The organism is Virgibacillus aidingensis (assembly GCF_010994035.1).
Taxonomy (GTDB): domain Bacteria; phylum Bacillota; class Bacilli; order Bacillales; family Amphibacillaceae; genus Virgibacillus_N.
This window is the reverse complement of the sequence record NZ_WIXN01000002.1, coordinates 147,824-167,108: the sequence shown is the minus strand read 5'-3', so window position 1 is coordinate 167,108 and position 19,285 is coordinate 147,824. Positions and strand designations below refer to the sequence as shown.

Sequence of the window (19,285 nt, the reverse complement as noted above, 5' to 3'; positions counted from 1 at the left end):
GTAAAAAATATGGATTATACTGTATCTGGAATTGATATATCGATTGTTATTATTTTTGTAATCGTTACATTATTTATCGGTTGGTGGGTTTCCCGCGGGGTAGGAGAATTTGAAGATTTTTCTGTTGCCGGACGGACCTTTGGCCCCTTTATGCTGGTAGCTACTTTTAGTGCAACAAACTTCTCCTCATGGAGTTTAGTAGGGAAGCCGGGGGTTGTATATGATGCAGGTATATCTGTTTCATGGATTGCATTAAATGCCATGGCCTGTGTGCTTGCTGCTGTTATTTTTATTCCTATTTATCGAAAACTCCGTTACAATACGATGTCCGAAATTTTTGAAGACAGGTATGACGGACGTGTCCGTGGGATCATTAGTGTTATTTGGATTATTGCGGATACTTTAAACCGCTACGGAGTAACCGTATATGCGGCAGCAGTTATTTTGGGTATTTTATTTGGAGTAGATATTACTTGGCTGGTATTGGGAATTGCAGTTATCGTTGTGATTTATACTTACCTGGGCGGACTCAGGTCTGTTGCAATAACTGACTCATTAATGTTTGTTATCATGTTTGCCGGATTGTTCCTCGGCGGTTTTTATATCTTTAATGAATTGGGCGGTTGGTCCGGAGTGGTGGAATCGGTGCCATCCAACTTAACAGAGTGGGTGCCTTCTGCGGAAAGTGCAAATGGCTGGCCTTGGATTCTTGCCATGACGTTACTTGGTTTTCCATACTTTATTACAAGCCAATTTGTCATGCAGCGCGGTTTGGCAGCAAAATCTGTTAATGTTGCCCGCTGGGGTTTAATCTTTACAGCGATCGTTGCCATTCCGGTTGCCATTCTGGAAGTGCTGCCTGGTCTTGCAGCCAGATCATTGCTTTCACCGGAAGTAGTGGCATCGTTGAATCCGGATATGGTAGGCCCTGCAGTATATGTGGAATTGCTTCCTGTAGGACTTTTGGGGATTTTCTTTGCGGCTATATTATCAGCCGGTATATCGACTGCTGACTCCGCATTATTAGCTTCATCCTCTTTATTTACAGAGGACTTTTATAAAAAATGGAAGCCAAAAGAATCAGAAAAGCATTATTTAAAGGTTTCCCGTATTACAACGATTGTGCTGGCGGTTATCGGTACTTCATGGGCACTCATTACACCATTATTGGGCGGTGCGGTTGATGCCATATTAAACGTCATTGCCATTACCGATATGCCAATATTTGTTATCGTATGTCTGGCCATTTTCTGGAGAAGAATGAAAGCGACTGCAGCGGTTATCTCTATTCTCTCCGGTACTATTTTAGGCTTTGTTGTTTCCATTCTGGGAGTGGGCGGCATTCAGGGATTGGCTGCTACTACCGCGACAAGTACACTAGTTACACTAATAGTAGGGGTAATTCTCAGTTACATGATTCCAGCTACTAATAAACATGAAGAGAAAGTAAATAAATTCCTGGAAAGAATCGGAAGCAAAGAAACAAGTGAAGAAGGTTAAATACTTCTCAGACGGAGGAATTCATGTTGTACAAAGAAGGAAAAAGTATGAACATTGGAGTGATTGGAGCGGGAGTGTTTGGATTGGAGCATATCCAAACACTCCAATCCATGAGAGGGGTGAACCTGTTTGGCATTTGTGACCTGAATGAAGAGCAATTATCCCATGCCGCCAATAGGTTCCATATTAAAAACACGTATACGGATGCGGCGGAATTATTAAAAGAAAAAGAACTTGACGGGGTAATTATAGCTACAGATGAGAAGAGTCATGAGCCTCTTGCCAGACTGGCAGCATCCTATGGGAAACACGTATTATTGGAAAAGCCCGTTGCAACCAGTATCGAAACTGCAGAAAATCTTGTAAAGCTTGAGAAGGAATCAGAGAGCATTATCATGCCTGGGCATATGCTTCGTTTTGATCCCGGCTATGCCAGGGTGAAAGAAGCTTTAAATGAGCAAAAAGGTAATTTGAAATCATTAAAGGTGAAGCGGAATGTGCCGGTGGAACGCTTTAATTTACATTCCAGAACACACCCGGTTTTTATGGCCCTTTCCCATGATATAGACCAAATCATCTGGAATACATCCAGTTTGCCGAAGCGGATGTATGCCATGCAGAGACAAATTGATTCCAATAACGAGACGCCTGGAATATTATTAGGGCTGATAGAATTTGAAGATGGATTGCTTTGCTCACTGGAGACCCAGTGGTGCCTGCCCAATGAATATGGCCAATATTTAGATGTGGAATTTGAAGCGATGATGGATGAAGGCCATCTGAAGTTCCGTTATCCCGGAGATAATATTCACATCATGAGAAATGGCCAGCTATCACAGCCTGACATACAGCTCACTCCTGCAGTGCATGGAGTGGTATCCGGGGCATTGCGCAATGAACTGGAACATTTCCTGCGTTTGATGGAAGGAAGCGCAGCTCCGGTTATCACCATGGAAGAAGCTGCGGTAGGTGTGAAAATCTCTGAAGGGTTAATTCGTTCTGCCAGTGAAAAAAGGGAAATACAATGGAAGGAGTTATAGTCCATGCAATTAACAGAAAAAGTACATTTAATAGGCAGCGGAGAAATTGGTCTTTCCAACCGCTATGATTGCCATGTATATTTGGTCGATGGCGGTGATGATGCTGTCATCATTGACAGTGGTGTAGGTATAGAGCCGGAACGGTTAAAGCAGAACGTTGAAAAAGTGATGGACTGGAACAAGGTTTCCCGTATCATCTGTACACATTCTCATGCCGATCATGGAGGAGGCAGCCAGTTTTTTCAGCAGGAAGGTAAGGAAGTCTGGCTCTCCGATGTCGAAAATGAATGGATGCAAAATAACAGGGATGAAGTGGAGCTTGCCCTGGAGTTGGCTATTAATGCGGGAGGGTATCCACAAGGCTACCAATTTAAATATTTTCAGCCGGACTTTCTAATGAAGGAAGAAGAAGCGGTCAAATGCGGTTCTCTCACATTACAGCCAATTCATGTAAAGGGTCACAGCCCGGGAATGTTCTGTTTTTATATGGAAGCGAAAGATAAAAATGTTCTCTTTTCCGGAGACACTGTATTTGTGAACGGGGAAATTGGATTATTAAATGCACCAGGTTCCAGCCTGCATGATTTCAGAGAGGATATGGGGAAGCTGGCGGACTTGAAAACAGATGCTTTGTTCCCCGGCCACCGTTTATTCGTGCTAAGCAACGGGCAGGACCATGTGCAAATGGGAATTGATCAAATGAGTAAAGTATTTACCCCGAGAACATTTTAATTGAAAAGCCAAAAGCAAACGCAAAAATAATAAAAAGAAGGTATTTAACATGGATTGGAAGGCGGAAGCTTATCATTTACTATCCCGCTTGGTTGCGATACCAAGTATAAACCCCGGGGAACAAAGTGATTATGGAGTGGAGTATGGGGAAAAGGAAGCCGGGGATTATCTATTTGATTATTTGCAGCAGCAAATGCCTTATATGAAGGTGGAGAAAAAAGAAGTATTGCCTGACCGGAATAATATTATTGCTGCTTACCACCGAGGGGAAAACTTTCCAACTATATTATTGGAAACCCATTTGGATACCGTAGATGTACAGGGGATGGAAATTGATCCTTTTCAGCTGGTGGAAAAAGACGGCAAGTGGTACGGGCGCGGCGCGAATGATGCAAAAGGGCAAATTACCGCCATGCTTCTTGGGCTGCAAAAAGCATTTCATGAAGAAGGCGGGGAATTGCCTTTAAACATCCTATTTGCTGCAACCGCAGATGAGGAACATCGCCACCGGGGTGTAGATGCCCTAGTAGAAGACGATAACTTAAAGGCAGACTTGGCCATTGTCGGAGAGCCTACGGAATTAAAAGCAGGGGCATTTCATAAAGGAAGTATCCGATTTAAAGTTACTTCCCGCGGAATAAATGCACATTCCTCCACACCCTGGGAGGGAGAAAATGCGATTGATAAAATGGCTGATGTTATTCAAATTTTAAAAAGCACTGTTCGTGAAGAAGTGGAAGAAGTGACGCATCCATTTTGCGGAAAGAGTGCGATCAGCCAAAATTTAATCCATGGCGGGGAGCAGGTTAATATTATACCTGGAGAGTGTACTATCCATGTAGACAGACGTTTAAACCCGCAGGAAGATTGGCAGTCAGCTTATGCGCATATTAAAGATACCGTTCATAAGGAACTCGCCGAAGAGACAAGCCGGGATATTACCTGGCATCAGCCTTATTTAATTGATCCTCCGCTTTCCAATGATCTTAACGGTGCCAGCTTAATGAAACTGAAAGATATTATGAAAAATAGGGACAGCGACTTTGACTATATAGGATTGCAATTTGGATGTGATGCAAGTAAGATTGCACCAAAAAATATTCCTACGGTCGTATTTGGGCCGGGAAGCATCAGACAAGCTCATACTACTGATGAGTGGATTGATCCTGCGGAGTTAATCGAAGCTATAAACATATATGCCCAAATATTTCGCAATTTTTCTGAAGAAGCAGGTGGCAACAATGAATAAAGCCGATATCAATCAATTTCGAAGCGGTATGCAAATTACAGGAACAAATAAACTATACCTGGACCATGCGGCTATGTCCCCATTACATGATGCAGTTGTAAGCAAGATTACCAGTTTTCATAGCTACCGTCAGCAAGAAGGAGCAGATTTTAGCAATTGGTGGACAGAGGTAGAAGAAACGAGGGCAGTCATTGGGAAATGGATCCAGGCTGATCCAAAGCAGATAGCCTTTTTATGGAATACTTCAGCAGGGATCAACCTGGCTGCAATGGGATTACCTATAAAAGAAGGCGATGAGATCATAATTACTGATCTGGATTTCCCTTCCAATGTATACCCTTGGATTCATGCGGCCCGCGAGAAGAGTGCAGCAGTGAAAACAGTAAAACATAAAGATCACTGCTTATCAGCAGATGACATTATACATGCGGTCAGCGAACGTACAAAAGTGATCAGCATCAGCTGGGTCAACGCCACAAATGGAAACAAACTGGATGTGGAGAAGCTGGGCTCATTTTGCAGAGAAAATAATATATATTTCGTGATAGATGCAATTCAGGGGTTCGGCACCGATGATTTAAACTTAATGAAAGTATATGCGGATATTGTCGTAAGCGGGTTCTTTAAATGGCTGATGGGCCCTGACGGACTCTCGTTTGTGTATGTCAGCGAACGGGCGTTACAGGAGATGCAGCCACCGTGGATCGGCTGGGCCAGTATGGAGGATAAGTTTAATTACGAAGACATGATATATAATCCATCTCAAGCTGCAAGCCGTTTTGAAACCGGAAATATGAACTTTTCCGCCATCACCGGAGCACATGAAGCCTTAAAGCAGTTATATCCTATTCGGAAAGATATTTATAACCGGATAACCTTGCTGACAAAAAGACTTCGAAGCGGGTTGGATTCAATTCCAAATGTAACGGTGAAGTCTCCTGAAAAAACCATCTCGGGCATCACCCTTTTTACCGGAAGAGATAAATCTTTTTACGACGATTTGCAGATAGCGGTTAATTACCGTTCCGGAATCCGGGTGTCTCCTCATTTTTATAATACTGAGGAGGAAGTGGATAGGTTTTTGAATTTGACGGAAGGGTAAGCGTACTTAATCATTTTGGGAGCATCTATGACTAGGTCATTATTATTTTTGTATAAGTTAACCCCTATTTAGGTATGATTAACAGGGGGTTAGGTGTAAGTAAAAGATAGTTTGTTTGCATGGAACAGATGCTAGTTTCAATACCTTTTTAGTTAACAGGGTTGGAATAGAATGCATTTGAATTGTTAAGGGCTGTCCGATTGGCCAGCCTTTTTGCTAGTTTCTTCTTTCACGCAATTATCGTAAGTAATAGAATGAAGGTCTAACAAACCGCATAGCATCGCACTTGCCGGAAAAAGAACTGGAGTGGAGAAAGAAATACATTTTTCCAAGAAGTTTCGGAATTTTTATGCAACTACTGTCTGTTAATTCCAGTGTTTCCTTAAAATAGTAAATAAATGGGAAAAAATACCAGGAAACTCTGGGTTTTCTATTATAGCAAAGGGGCTGTTCCCCTCGGTGTGGACGAGTAGTACAAGTTACCGAAAATTTCCTGCGCCTTCATCGGCTGCACCAAGCTTCAGTCCGCTTGATAAAAGTTTTCTCAGTGAACAAAGAGTGGAAAAACGGATGGATGGATTCGATAGACTTTGTCTGTTTCAATACGACCCTAAGTTAAATATTAACATTGGTGGGTCTCGGACCAATATATTTTTCCACTCGCTTTTTTAAAATTTTGTACTACTCTTTCGAGGTTTTTCTCCTATCTGTTATAAAAGAAAAAACGTAAAAGTTCTATATGTCTTTTTCATTAGAAAATGTAATATTCAACAGTCAGTTTACCGCTAACTAAACGAAATATCCTTGTTAACCATAACCCATCACCATTAAGCCTATACTTCATTTATTTAACTCTAGATGATAGTCTGGGACCTCTTTTTCCTTATGGTCTTTCTTTCGGTGCACCACTGCAACCTATACGTACAAATGCAAAACTACACACTAATATTCATTCCTAACTCTCCGTCTTTAAAATATACAAGGTCATGAAATACTAAATATTTAAAACAACCTTTAACTAAACCTAATTTTTAAATGGTTGAGGAACCTTTTCTATTTATGTCGAAACTAATTTTTTGTTTTCAATTGATTGAAAATCTACACTGTTTTCTATTGCTTCCACCATGTTTCTTGCTATTGCTTCAACTACTGGTACTGCAACAGAATTCCCGAATTGTCTATACGCCTGCGTATCGGAAACAGGAATAATAAAGTTTTCTGGAAACCCTTGTAATCTAGCACATTCTCTTGGAGTCAACTTTCTAGGGTTTTTATTAAGTCCCTGATCTATCAAAATTTCACTACCATCTTTATAGTACCTAGCACTTAGTGTGTTTGTATAAGGACTATTTTTGTTAAACAAGGAAAATCCAAATCCATTTCCCTTTTTCATGTGTTCTTTTTTTCTGCGAAGATGCCCATGGTATAATCGGTCCGAAATTGTGTACTTCGGATCGACTTTTTCTTCTAAAATATTTCCAACTCTAGTAGGTTTAAATGTTGGTAAAGGGAAATTGAAAGGAACATCTTGACCACCAAGAGGGTTATAAAACCCTGCTATATAGATCCGCTCTCTATTTTGCGGTAAACCAAAATCAGCAGCCCTAAGTACTTTAACATGTACAGTGTAATCTAGATCATTTTCAAGAACCTTCAAAATAGTTTTTAATGTATTTCCTTTATCGTGTCCTCTTAATTGCTTAACATTTTCTAACAGGAAAGCCTGAGGTTTTCTGGATTCCAAGATTCGTGCAATATCAAAAAACAATGTCCCTCTAGTATCTTCGAAACCTCGTTTTAATCCTGCTTGAGAAAAAGGCTGACAAGGAAATCCAGCCAATAAAATATTATGTTTAGGGATTTCATCCACAGACACTGATGTTATATCCCCAACCGGTATTTCACCAAAATTCATTTTATAAGTTTTAACTGCGAATTTATCCCATTCCGCAGCGAAAACAGAAGTTCCACCGTGTTTTTGAAATGCTAATCGAATGCCACCTATACCTGCAAACAAATCAATAATTTTAAATTTAGGTTTTTCAGGGTTTATAAATGGAGGTTTTTCAGGAAAATTCAAAATAGCTTTATATTCTAGTTCTGAACAATTACATTCCCCATTTTCCCATCTTCTTAGGGTTCTATCTCCATTCTTCCCTAAACCTAAAGCATCAGCAAACTCTTTTTGTGTTAGCCCTAATCTTTCCCGTTTTTCTTTTATTTTTTTTGATTTCATAATGAACGTGTCTCCTTAAGGTCATTTTGTCCTCTATCTGACACAAATTATACCGAACATTTATTTGGCTGTCTAACTTTTTTATTTTTTTATTACTAAAAAGATAAAAGTTATTAATTATGGTATCTTAGTAGGATAGAGGTATAAATTTTGAAAATACCCTTCTTTCAAGAATTAATAAGAAAGTATCTAGTGTCTAGTATATACCCAAACCATGATTAATAGTTTATGAAGCACTAGAGCATCGCCTTGACTTACTTCCTGAAAGTTTATTCAAATTAGCAAGTAAAACGTTTGGGTTGTCGGTAACTACATCATTACTTTCATCACTTTATGGTTTAGATAGACATTATATTTTCATTACCAAAGGTTTATCATAATATTTATTATAACTAATTAATTACATGTACAAAACTTTAACTAAAGAAAAAACAAATAAGTGAAAGGATCTGAAAAAAACATGGGACTTGAGGACTTGAATAAGTTAGCTAATGATTCCAAAGCTAACTTTAATAAAAATTTTACGAATGAAGATTTTCAGTTAAGCACCACTTTTAAGGATAGGTTTTCTCTATTATTAAAAAATAAGGGTAGTGAGGTTCAATATTATAGTTACTCTGCAGAAATTACTACATCATCAAATAATAAGATATATTGTCCGAATCAATGGTTTTATATAGCAACATTTGTTGTTGAATTTGTTTCTGAATTAATAAATTATAAACAGGTTTTGGAAAATATGGCTGAATCTAATAGCAATAATCTTACGAGATCACAGTTTTTTAATAAAATAAAGGAGTTAAAAGGAAGAGACCCTGACGATATCCCAAGTGAGATAAAACAAGAAATTGATGATTATTTTGATAAAGACACTAATAGTGCAGATTACTTAAGTAGATTTATTACTGATTATGATTGGTGGTATGGTAACAAGACAATAGATCGGGGAGATTATTTTGTTTCCCCAACTTTAAATTTATTAGGGCTTGTTAATGTAAGTCAATCATACGTGGCAGATATTGCCAACTACTTAGCTTCAGATACAGAACTGATGGATAGCGCCTTAAAACTTCAAGCAGAAGAAATTAAGCGAACTAACACTAGCAGCCACATTTCGGAGAATCTTATTGTATATGGGGCTCCAGGAACTGGTAAAAGTAAATACATAGAAGACAATTATTTCAATATTACTAGAGTGGTTTTCCATTCAGAGTATTCATATTATGATTTTATAGGTAATTATAAACCGTCCCCTTTATACAAAGAAACAAATGATAAACTTTATAATTTACTTGGAAAAGAATTTAAACTTGGAGAGCCAGTAATTAATTACGAGTTTATACCTGGTCCTTTTATTAGTACCTTAATTGCAGCAATTAATGATCCGGAAAAACCTTTTACATTACTAATTGAGGAATTAAATAGAGCAAACGCACCTGCTGTTTTTGGAGATGTATTCCAATTGTTAGATAGAAATAAACACGGCTATAGTCAGTATAAGATCCAGCCAAATAAAGACCTATACAATTATTTAACATCTTTAGAAGGCTTAGGTGACAAGTTTGAAGACGGATTATATATACCCAATAATCTAAATATAGTTGCTACAATGAATAGTGCAGATCAAGGAGTTTTTATGTTAGACTCTGCGTTTAAAAGAAGATGGAAATTTAAATATATGCCGATTCAAGAAAAAGGATTTGTTCATGAAAAAGTTAAAATAGAGTACGCCGGTGACTCCTATGAATGGAGAATATTACTTAACACAATTAACGAGAAACTCAAAATGATAGGAATTAATGAAGACCGTTTAATTGGACCTTATTTCCTAGCTCCACAAGAAATAACAGACAATAGTAGCTTCACCTCAAAATTATTAATTTACTTATGGGATGATGTTGTAAGATATAAAAGACAAGAGTTATTCAATAATGACTTTAAGACTTATTCAGACGTAGTAATAAACTTTGCAAGTGGTGTGGATGTATTAGGCATTAAGGATAAGCTTGATGAAAAAAAGGAAATTGAAGAAGAAAACAAAGACAAAGAGTAAATTAGACTTTGGAAGGTGGTGTGGAAAATGAATAATGTTTTTCTTAAAATAGAGCAGGTTGAATACGAAAAAAACCTTTCAAGCGAGTTTTTAAATGAACTTATTTTAAATCGAATATGCACAATAACAACAGATAACAAGGTTGTTTTTAAAGCTTCCGGATTTGTCGTGTACAAAAATGATGTATATATAATTTTCCCCAAAAATTATATTAAATTCCATAATGAAAAGCATAATAATGAATACATTAAGGTCCTGTTTAAAACTTTAATGAAGTATAAGAATGAAAAGATCTTGGATCCTTTCGAATCAGAATTACTAGGTGGAAGTATTGGTAACAAAAATGAAAATATCACCACTGCCTTTATGTTAATTAATGATTTTGTCACAAATGGTCTTCTAATAAAGGAGATAACTCGTAGAACAACTGCCTACGGTGGAAATATTGACTGGGGAAACACAGTTAATAAAAAAGATCCTATTATCTCAGGGAAAAATATTATTTATCATGATAAATTAATAAGGAAGAAGACCTTGGATTCAACAAACTTATTAATTCAGCTGCAAAAGTTCTGTTTATATAAGAGCATTGAAAAATATGGCTGGTTATTCGATTTTGAAATTGATAAAAATCTTTTTGAGATAAGTGAATTAAATTTTGAGATTTCTTTTGCAATCAACTTTTTAGAGCAACAATTAAATAGCACTTATGTAGAAAGAGATATCTTTGTTATAAATCTTATAAAGGATTTCTTAATTGGTATTCAACATCAGCAAATAGAAGAAAAAATAGAAACTTTAATGACTCCTTATTTTCATAATGTATGGGAGTCTATTTGCAGTAATATTTTTGGAAATCAATATAATAGTTTAAAACAAATTGTACCTAGACTAAAATGGGGATTAGATAATAATGCTATAGTTCAACCGCAAAGACCGGACATTATGTTAATAAAAAATAAAGAATTATACATACTTGATGCTAAATATTATGATGTTTATAAAAATCTTCCAGGCTGGAAAGATATAGTCAAACAGTTCTATTATGCAGAAACAATTAGGAATCATATTAATTCACCTGCTTTTTTAAAAAACAGGGTTGATACACAGAAAATAAATAACATAAAAAATATACGAAACATCTTTCTTTTTCCTTCTAATGAAGATAAACCAATAATATATATAGGTAACGTAACTATTGAAAATAACAGTTCCCTTGGTGTTATTAAATCATATAAAATCAATACATTTTATGCTATGAAAATATATATAGGAGAAGAAGCGAATAAGTTATTCGTTGAAAATTTATTATAGCTTTTCCTTATTACTTAAATAGTTTATAAGTAAGGAACCTTCCTGTAATCAAGGGTGTTAATACATTGGCAACGAAATTTATAAATACTAAGGGGGGACTCAATAAGAATCATAATCAAAATCACAAACTATCGCAAATCACACATGAAACGTTAAATTTAGGAATTGGCATTGCTAAAGACAAACACATAGTACGTGTGCAAGATGATTGAAGTTTTGAAAGTGGGAAAAGGCTGGTCTTTGACACGGATACACTGCTTTGAACAATTACTGGGCGGGGGTTTCTGGACTTCAGAGGGAAAATAACAAACATCACGTCACTTTTGGTGCGGAGCCTCCAGCAATTTATGAGTATGGCAGGCTTATCGTTATGTGAACAAAGCTCTTGGAAATTCAAAGGTCGAACCAAAATAACGAAACGCGAGCCGACTGCGAAAAACCTTATATTTAACAGTAAGACCATTGGTGTCCAAAACCCCACGTTTAAAGCGTTGAATAAATATTATACCACTCGCCCCAACAACCCATTGAAGAAATAGCAATACTTATATGCATTTTGCAGAAAACTGTTACGTACACTGTTTGTAATAGGCAAGCAAAAACATTACAGGCAGCTTAAACTTTACGAACAAAATGGATTAATAAATACACTTGGGATTCTGAAATGAAAAAACACCAACATTGCAGAGTCATAGCTTATTTATTCAATTAGGGAATATGACACCAGTTCAGAAGGGGGAGATAAAGTATTGTTATGGAACAAGTTATGAACGCAATTCACAAACGGAATTAAAGCAATACAAGAACATAATTTTGAAGAGTTTCATGCAATCCACGGTAAGGATTCTATAAAAACATATCAAATTAAACCCATAAACATAATAGAAAACCTAACTGAAATAACTCCTCGAACTGATTTAATGTCATTATGTGTAATTTGCCACCGCATGATTTATAGACAAAAAAGGTGCAACAATCTAACAAAAATTAAAATCTTAATAAAAAATAACTTTAAAAATAGAGTAAGGATAAAAAAAGAATGAAGTGTGTATGGCAAACTAATAATGTAGGGTTTGGCATTTAATTTATGTATGGCCCTACGGGCCATACATAAATTAAATGCGCCACTTGCCAACTCCCCAAAATAACTTTAAACTCCTCGTTGGACCAACAACGTTCGACAGGAGGATATTAGGAGATGTTAGCAGTGGCACAAATTGATTATATCAGACATGAGGTAAATCAAAAAGGTGAGAGTTATGCAGAGGTCGCAAGGAGAATGGAAGTTGACCCGCGTACGGTAAGTAAATATGCAAATCAGGAAGAGTTCAAAAGAAAGAGAAAACAAAAACGTAAAGCACGGGTGATGGATCCGGTTAAACCCATCATAGATAAGTGGATTAAAGAAGATCTGAAGAAGAAAAAGAAGTATCACCGAACTGCCAAAAGAATGTATGAACAATTAAGGGACTTTCATAGCTATACCGGTTCAGACCGTACGATACGTGATTATGTGTCTAAGAGAAAGAAAGAATTAAAGGAGTCGATGACAGAAGCATCTTTACCACTTGAATCTATACCAGGTACTGCCCAGGTTGACTTCGCTACCGGTCCCTTTAAATATGATTCTGAAACAATTGATTTACCGTATTTGGTAATGTCTTTTCCCTACAGTAACAGCTTTTATTTTCAGGTCTTTCCTTCGGAAAATACAGAATGCTTATTAGAAGGATTACAGCGCATGTTCCAACATATGGGCAGGGTTCCTAAGACTATACGCTTTGATAATTTATCCCCTGCAGTGAACAAAATATTCTCTAAGGGGGAGCGTGAACTAACAGATACATTTGAGCGTTTTGTACTGCATTACGGTTTTCAGTATGAGTTTTGTAATCCAGGTAAAGGAAATGAAAAAGGCCATGTAGAAGCAATGGTTAAATATGTGAGACAACTTTCTATTGCCCGAAAACAGAATTATAAATATCGACGATTTCAATGAAAACTTATGGGAAATGGCTGAAAAAGATCGAGATCGTTTGCATTACGATAAAAAGATTCTTCAGTCAAAATTATTTGAAGAGGATTTTAACAGTTTTATTATGTTGCCTGAGAAGACATTTGAATGTGCTCGATATGAAAAATTCAAATCAGACAAGTCTGGGATTGTGAGCATAGATAACAAACAATATTCGACTTCCCCCAGATTTGCACAGCAAAATGTTAGAGTCCGTATTACTTATAATGAAATTACCATTTTGAATGAAGATCAGGAAGTGATTGCCAAACACGACAGACTCTACGGCATAAAGCGCAGATCTATGATATGGCAGCCTTATCTGAATTTATTGTCCAGGCGGCCAAGGGCCATCAAGTATTCAAGTATCTATAATCAGTTCCCCTCAATTTGGACGGCTTATTTAAAGAGCTGCACAGAAGAAGAACAGAAGAATGTATTACGCCTTCTTGGGGAACTTCTCAAGAATGACGACTTTTCATTACTTAATGAAGCTCTCGCGATGGCTTCTTCTCATGGCCATCCGAGTGCAGATCAAATAAAGCATTGTTTTTACACGATAGTAAATCAAGGTCATACACATAAAGAAATTAGACCGACTATCAATCTACCAGATATGCCTGCCGCGACTAGAGGGCTTTCCCATTATGATAATTTACTTCATAGCGGAGGTGTATCTGGATGAAAGAGAAAATCGAGGCATACGCAAAGCGCCTGAAGTTGAGCTGGATCAGGGAGCACTATCATGAAATCGAAGCTGATAATAATTATGATTATCTTCTTCAGTTGTTTGAAAGAGAAATAGAGAATAGAGAAGAAAGAAAAGTGAACTTATTACTAAAGCAGGCACAATTGCCAAAGACAGGTGACCAGCCCTATCAATGGGAGCATATTCAAATCCCACAAGGGATTGACCGGGATAGTATTCTACAAGGAGAATTCATTAATAAAAAGGAGAATTTGATTTTATATGGCGGTGTGGGTACGGGCAAAACATATTTGGCAACATTAATCGGCTTAAATGCCATACACAGGTATGGCACAAAAGTGAAGTTCTTTACCTTGGCATCTTTGGCAAATAAGTTAATTGAGGCGAACCAGAATGGTTCCCTCCCCAGGCTAATCAAGCAACTTGAAAAATTGGAACTCTTAATATTGGATGAACTGGGCTACATTCCTCTCCATAAAGAAGGTGCGGAGTTATTGTTTCAAGTCATTTCTATGTGCTACGAGAATAAAAGCCTGGTGATTACTACAAACCTTCAATTCGGACAATGGAATCATGTTTTCGGAGATCCGATCTTAACAGAAGCAGTGATCGATCGACTGATTCATCATTCTCATTTACTTCTTTTTAATGGAGAGAGCTTCCGTTATAAAGAGTCTTTAATACAGCAATAATCGAGGCGGTAAGTGGCATGCATTTTTAATTGCCATTTCATGCATTTATTACTTGCCAAATACAATGAAGGGGATTTACTTGTGATGCCCCCTAAGCTGGAGCATCAAATGAAAGTCGGAAACAGGACTTCCACCTACCATTTTGAAAAGCAAATATGGATAACAGTTATCCGTAAAACAAGTGGTAAGGTCACACGAAGGATCGGTCATGGCAGGGATAAATGAAGGTAACCGAGTAAAGGATAATTATCTGATTATTTCGCAGTTGGGATTCTCAAGTTAGAGATGTATTATGGTGAAGAATTAATGCCTTGTGAAAATCTAAATAGAAAAATTGGAGGGTATACTGATTACTATAATAATAAGCGAATCACGATAAAATTTGCTGGTTTAAGTCCGGTACAATACCGAACTCAAATCAGTTATATAATAAGGACTCTAAATTTGTAGTGTCACTACCGATACGTTAATGATTAGTTTCTTTTAACTTTGCTTTCCTTATAAACTGCATTATTTTTTGGATCACTCGGTCCAAATCATCTTTAACTTCATGTTCCCAAATCCGCAGGATATTCCAGTTTCTCTTTTTATAATAATGGTTTACTTCTTTGTCACGTTCTATATTTCTGTTCAGTTTTTTGCGCCAGAATGTTGTATTCGTTGAAGGCATGTTTCCATGATAAGGGCATTGGTGAAAGAAACAGGAGTCTATAAATATAACTATTTTATATTTTTTTATGGAGATATCAGGTTTTCCGAAAAGGTTTTTCGTGTTCCTTCTAAATCTGAAACCGTTTTTCCAAAGTTCTCGTGACACCATACTTTCCAGTTTGGACACAGACCTGATTGATTTCATGTTTTTTCTCCTTTGCTCAGGTGTTAATACATCAGCCATTGCTCTTCCTCCCTTTATAGAATAACAAATAGGTTAATATTAATTATACACGAATTTTCATTAAAAACACTCTCTCAAGGAATATTCCTCTAAATTATAGATTAGTAAATATGTTACCAAAACCATAAATCTAATAGTTATCATCATGAAAAAATCTTATAAGGTGAAACGTAGGTAATTGTAGTTTTGATTATCATTATTGTGTTAACTTAATAGAAAGTAAAGCAAAAGCAGGTGAATCAATTGGCCATCTATTACAAATTAGATGAAAATGAATTACAGGTAATCTACGGTACCGCTGAAAAATGGAAAAATAATTGCTTATTGGATGACAAATCATTGATATGGGAAGGGGAATCTATTTGGACAAATGAAAACATGAATAGGTTTAGAACGGTTTTTATTGAGAATCCGGATGAATCAGGTGATTCCTTTGATGATAAATTAAAAAAGCAATTAAGGAATGAATCAGAAGATGTTTATAAATTAGTCATTGAATTAATGTTCATTTACTACTTGTTTCCATCTAAAAAAGCATTCAGTTCTAACACAAAGATGCGTAAACTTAAAACAATTGCTTCTTGGAAAGGTATCGAAATTGATACTTCTTTGCCTGTATTTCATGCTTTTAAAAGCGGCGTAGGGATGCCTGGTATTTTCTACAATACGAGTAAATACTTTGAAGTATCCTTCTTGTTTTTTTTAGCAGAATATTTGAGGTACAGCCGAGAGAGAAACGAAAAGTGATTTTAGAGCAGCCGGAGCAGATAAAAGAAGTGGCAGAAGAGGTTCGAAAACAGATTGGAAAAAGGGTGCAGATGCAGCATATTATTCTTCACCTTTTATTGCCGGAATACTTCGAGCGTATTGCTAGTTGGGGTCATAAAAAAAGAATAGTGAAGGCATACGCAAACTTGATTGAAGATAATCAGACTAAAGATATGGATAAACAATTAAACATAATTCGTGAAAAGTTAGCGCATGAATATGAAAGTAATCAAATAGACTTTTATGAGACTCCCGGAATAGCTGAAACCTGGAATCCCCCTCCTGCACAAGATAAAAATGCGGAGAGCAAAAATAAAGATACAGCATTAATTAAGATAGGGGTAAGTTATAAAGAGGAGATGCCTGCGAAAGAATTATATAATGCCACAAGATCAGCCTGGATTATCGACGAAAAAAAGCTGGAATCCGGTCAACTTAAATATTTTTGTGCGGTTTATAACAACCAAATCAAAGAGATATATGAATTAAAAGATTATAAAAAGAATAAAGAAGGTCGGTATGTTTTAGAGGGGAAGCTGGCTGATGAACAATTAAGGAATAAATTAATTCATTTGGATGTTAGCAGAGTACATACAAGCAGGGGAAATCCCATTAAGTACACAAGCATTCAACGACTATTAGATCAGGTAGTTTATGATGCCGAAGAGGTTAAAGAGAGTGCATTGGATAATAGGGTTCAAATTCCTTCTGTTGATTTTAAAGTAGAATCGCTGGAAGATGGTTTGGTATTTGAAAACATCGATGTACTCATGGACCAGATAAAAACGGCACTGCAAAATGGCAAACATATTATCCTCACTGGTCCGCCGGGCACTGGAAAGTCGAAACTGGCAGGAAGAATATGCAAAATGTATAATGTAGACTTTACCATGGTTACAGCGGCATCAAACTGGTCCACTTATGAAACAATAGGGGGGTATTTTCCGGACAGGGATGGAAATTTGTACTTTAATGAGGGTATTTTCTTGAAGTGTGTAAAGGATAAAGAAACTAACAGCCCAAAGAATAACTGGCTTATAATAGATGAAATCAACAGAGCAGATATTGATAAGGCATTCGGGTCATTGTTTTCCGTATTAACAGGAGATAAAATTACATTGCCTTTTGAATCAAAGGGTGGTGAATTGATAAATATGAAACCACAGGGAACAAAAATTGCTATAGAACCCAATGACCATGAATATATTATTCCGAATGACTGGCGGATTATTGGGACGATGAACACGATAGATAAAGCTTCCCTGTATGAGATGAGCTATGCATTCATGCGGCGTTTTGCATTTATTCCGGTGGGTATCCCAAAATCAATTACTACAGACTTGGTTGAAGAGTATCTGGAAGTATGGGATATGGAGACCTATCCGAATGTAGAAACATTGACATCCATCTGGAAACTTATTAATGTTTACCGGAAAATTGGACCGGCGATTATTAAAGATATCGCTATGCATACACAAGATAACGATGATTTCACTTCTGCCATTATACTCTATGTTTTACCACAGTTTGAGGGTCTGTCCGTTCACAAAATAAAAGAGTTTATTGCACAGGTGATAGAGGAGACAGATGCAGTAATTGAAAAAAGTTATCTTGAAGAGTTTATGTATGATTTCTTTGATGCAGGTGCATTTGAATGAAAATGGATGAAGAGGAAGTACTTGAGGAGATTTCCGGTTATCTGCACGGTTATTTAAAATCAGGTCAAATAAGGATTAATTCATTTTTATCAAAAATAAATGTGAATATCGCAAACCTTGAACAATTGCTGATTCTCCGTTTTTTGCTTAGAACAGAAACGAAAGATTTTGTAAGGAATCTACCTGTTTTGCTTAAACGTTTCAAGACAACAACCAATATGAAAACAGAAACATATATGGGAGAAGTAAGAGGTCAGATTGATTGGGATCATACTATAAAAGAACGATTGGTACGAAACTATAAGGATAAAACTATATTTTCGACCAATGAACATGTCCGCTCGTACAATATCCCGGAAAACCAGATCTTGAAAGAATTATTAGGCGTATTTTACAGTTGTTTATTTAAGAATGACTATATTGCTGGGTTCGGAAAAACATCCTGGTTTAGTGAGTGGCAGAAATTAAAACAAAACATTCTTCATGCTTATAAGAGAAATATTTACATACAACGTGTAGATGAATTACGTGTTCCCGATAGAGTTGTTCAACAAAAGGTTAATCATCGCAACAAGCTTTACCGCCAAGCGGCAGCTTTGCTATTAGCTTATCGAAGACTAGTGGATGGACATTATAGTGAAGAGGATATCAGATTGCTGCTCCGCGAGACATTTATCGCACCTGACAATAAAGATGTTTTAATGGAGTTATATTGGGTAATCCAGTTGATAAAACAAAATACAATGGAAAGTCAGTTATATCTTATGGATGGAACAAAAAATAAAAGCTTGGTAGCTTCCTGGAATAAAAAAAGTTATGTTTATCGGCTCTATCATGATTCTGTTGGTTCTGATAAAGTAGCTTTCCGTATTACCGGTAGTGAGATTAAAGAAAGTAATAATCCCTACCTTAAGCAAAAGTATCAATCTGTGCAAACGGCTAACAAAATAACGGAAAGGCTATTCGGTAAAAAGAAATCAGATGATATATGGCGAGGGAGACCGGACTTTTTTCTGGAAATTGTTGATGGAAGAACGAGTGAGCTTGTCAAAATAGTCATTGGTGAAGTGAAAAATACTACCCGTAAAGAATATGCCATTAAAGGATTGGAGGAGCTCCTGGATTATCTCCATTTTGTAAAAGATAGCAAGGGAGAGTATATGCTGCATGGCGAAATTGAGGTAAGAGGTATACTCTGTGTTGGTGGTATGGAGATGAAGGGAGATGCAGAAATGAATATAGTACAAGTTGTAAAACTGGGAGATCTTTTAGATCTGAAAATAGAAGTAGCTGAACAGAGCTCATAAAATTTTTCCAAAAAAC

The 19,285-nt window shown here is 36.7% G+C and carries 14 protein-coding genes and 3 pseudogenes; 15 read left to right on the top strand and 2 right to left on the bottom strand.

Annotated features, from left to right (window positions below):
* The first annotated feature begins 9 nt into the window (after positions 1-9).
* Genes GHD25_RS02675 through GHD25_RS02655 form a run of 5 tightly spaced genes read left to right on the top strand, consistent with a single transcriptional unit; the run spans position 10 to position 5,623 of the window.
* Positions 10-1,500 (top strand): SLC5 family protein, encoded by a 1,491-nt coding sequence (locus GHD25_RS02675; RefSeq protein WP_164214799.1) that lies wholly within the window; start codon positions 10-12, stop codon positions 1,498-1,500.
* 47 nt (positions 1,501-1,547) lie between these two features.
* Positions 1,548-2,540, top strand: coding sequence for a Gfo/Idh/MocA family protein (locus GHD25_RS02670; RefSeq protein WP_164214798.1), 993 nt, complete (start codon positions 1,548-1,550; stop codon positions 2,538-2,540).
* Between the two features lie 3 nt (positions 2,541-2,543).
* On the top strand, positions 2,544-3,272 hold the full coding sequence (locus GHD25_RS02665; RefSeq protein WP_164214797.1) for an MBL fold metallo-hydrolase: 729 nt from the start codon (positions 2,544-2,546) through the stop codon (positions 3,270-3,272).
* A gap of 49 nt (positions 3,273-3,321) precedes the next feature.
* Positions 3,322-4,521 carry a M20 family metallopeptidase gene (locus tag GHD25_RS02660; RefSeq protein WP_164214796.1) on the top strand — a complete coding sequence of 400 codons (1,200 nt, stop codon included), beginning with the start codon at positions 3,322-3,324 and terminating at the stop codon, positions 4,519-4,521.
* A complete protein-coding gene (locus GHD25_RS02655) occupies positions 4,514-5,623 on the top strand; it encodes an aminotransferase class V-fold PLP-dependent enzyme (RefSeq protein ID WP_164214795.1) in 1,110 nt (369 codons plus the stop codon). The genes GHD25_RS02660 and GHD25_RS02655 overlap by 8 nt, the downstream gene beginning before the upstream one ends.
* A gap of 1,057 nt (positions 5,624-6,680) precedes the next feature.
* Here GHD25_RS02655 and dcm read toward each other — a convergent pair.
* Entirely contained in the window at positions 6,681-7,859 is a 1,179-nt protein-coding gene (dcm, locus tag GHD25_RS02650; RefSeq protein ID WP_164214794.1) for a DNA (cytosine-5-)-methyltransferase, read from the bottom strand.
* Positions 7,860-8,298: 439 nt separating this feature from the next.
* Between dcm and GHD25_RS02645 the strand changes: the two genes are divergently transcribed.
* From GHD25_RS02645 to GHD25_RS02620, 7 genes and pseudogenes are all read left to right on the top strand, one after another.
* Positions 8,299-9,912: an AAA family ATPase gene (locus tag GHD25_RS02645; RefSeq protein WP_164214793.1), complete on the top strand. Its 1,614-nt coding sequence runs from the start codon at positions 8,299-8,301 to the stop codon at positions 9,910-9,912.
* Positions 9,913-9,939: 27 nt separating this feature from the next.
* Positions 9,940-11,226 (top strand): LlaJI family restriction endonuclease, encoded by a 1,287-nt coding sequence (locus GHD25_RS02640; protein WP_164214792.1) that lies wholly within the window; start codon positions 9,940-9,942, stop codon positions 11,224-11,226.
* Positions 11,227-11,291: 65 nt separating this feature from the next.
* A complete protein-coding gene (locus tag GHD25_RS02635) occupies positions 11,292-11,438 on the top strand; it encodes a hypothetical protein (protein WP_164214666.1) in 147 nt (48 codons plus the stop codon).
* A 126-nt stretch (positions 11,439-11,564) separates the two neighbouring features.
* Positions 11,565-11,894 (top strand): annotated as a pseudogene (locus GHD25_RS20355) (transposase); the annotation flags it as partial.
* A 530-nt stretch (positions 11,895-12,424) separates the two neighbouring features.
* A pseudogene (istA, locus tag GHD25_RS02630) lies at positions 12,425-13,925 on the top strand (IS21 family transposase).
* Entirely contained in the window at positions 13,922-14,641 is a 720-nt protein-coding gene (gene istB / locus GHD25_RS02625) for an IS21-like element helper ATPase IstB (RefSeq protein ID WP_164214791.1), read from the top strand. Before istA ends, istB begins: the two are co-directional and overlap by 4 nt.
* A gap of 267 nt (positions 14,642-14,908) precedes the next feature.
* Positions 14,909-15,091, top strand: a pseudogene (locus tag GHD25_RS02620) (IS3 family transposase); the annotation flags it as partial.
* 16 nt (positions 15,092-15,107) lie between these two features.
* On the opposite strand, the gene GHD25_RS02615 reads toward GHD25_RS02620, so the two are convergent.
* Entirely contained in the window at positions 15,108-15,536 is a 429-nt protein-coding gene (locus GHD25_RS02615) for a very short patch repair endonuclease (RefSeq protein ID WP_164214789.1), read from the bottom strand.
* Between the two features lie 243 nt (positions 15,537-15,779).
* On the opposite strand from GHD25_RS02615, the gene GHD25_RS02610 reads away from it, so the two are divergent.
* The 3 genes from GHD25_RS02610 to GHD25_RS02600 are packed head-to-tail and all read left to right on the top strand — an operon-like array spanning position 15,780 to position 19,269.
* Positions 15,780-16,283: a hypothetical protein gene (locus GHD25_RS02610; RefSeq protein ID WP_164214788.1), complete on the top strand. Its 504-nt coding sequence runs from the start codon at positions 15,780-15,782 to the stop codon at positions 16,281-16,283.
* On the top strand, positions 16,280-17,962 hold the full coding sequence (locus GHD25_RS02605) for an AAA family ATPase (RefSeq protein ID WP_164214787.1): 1,683 nt from the start codon (positions 16,280-16,282) through the stop codon (positions 17,960-17,962). The genes GHD25_RS02610 and GHD25_RS02605 overlap by 4 nt, the downstream gene beginning before the upstream one ends.
* On the top strand, positions 17,959-19,269 hold the full coding sequence (locus tag GHD25_RS02600; RefSeq protein WP_164214786.1) for a hypothetical protein: 1,311 nt from the start codon (positions 17,959-17,961) through the stop codon (positions 19,267-19,269). The genes GHD25_RS02605 and GHD25_RS02600 overlap by 4 nt, the downstream gene beginning before the upstream one ends.
* Positions 19,270-19,285: the final 16 nt, after the last annotated feature.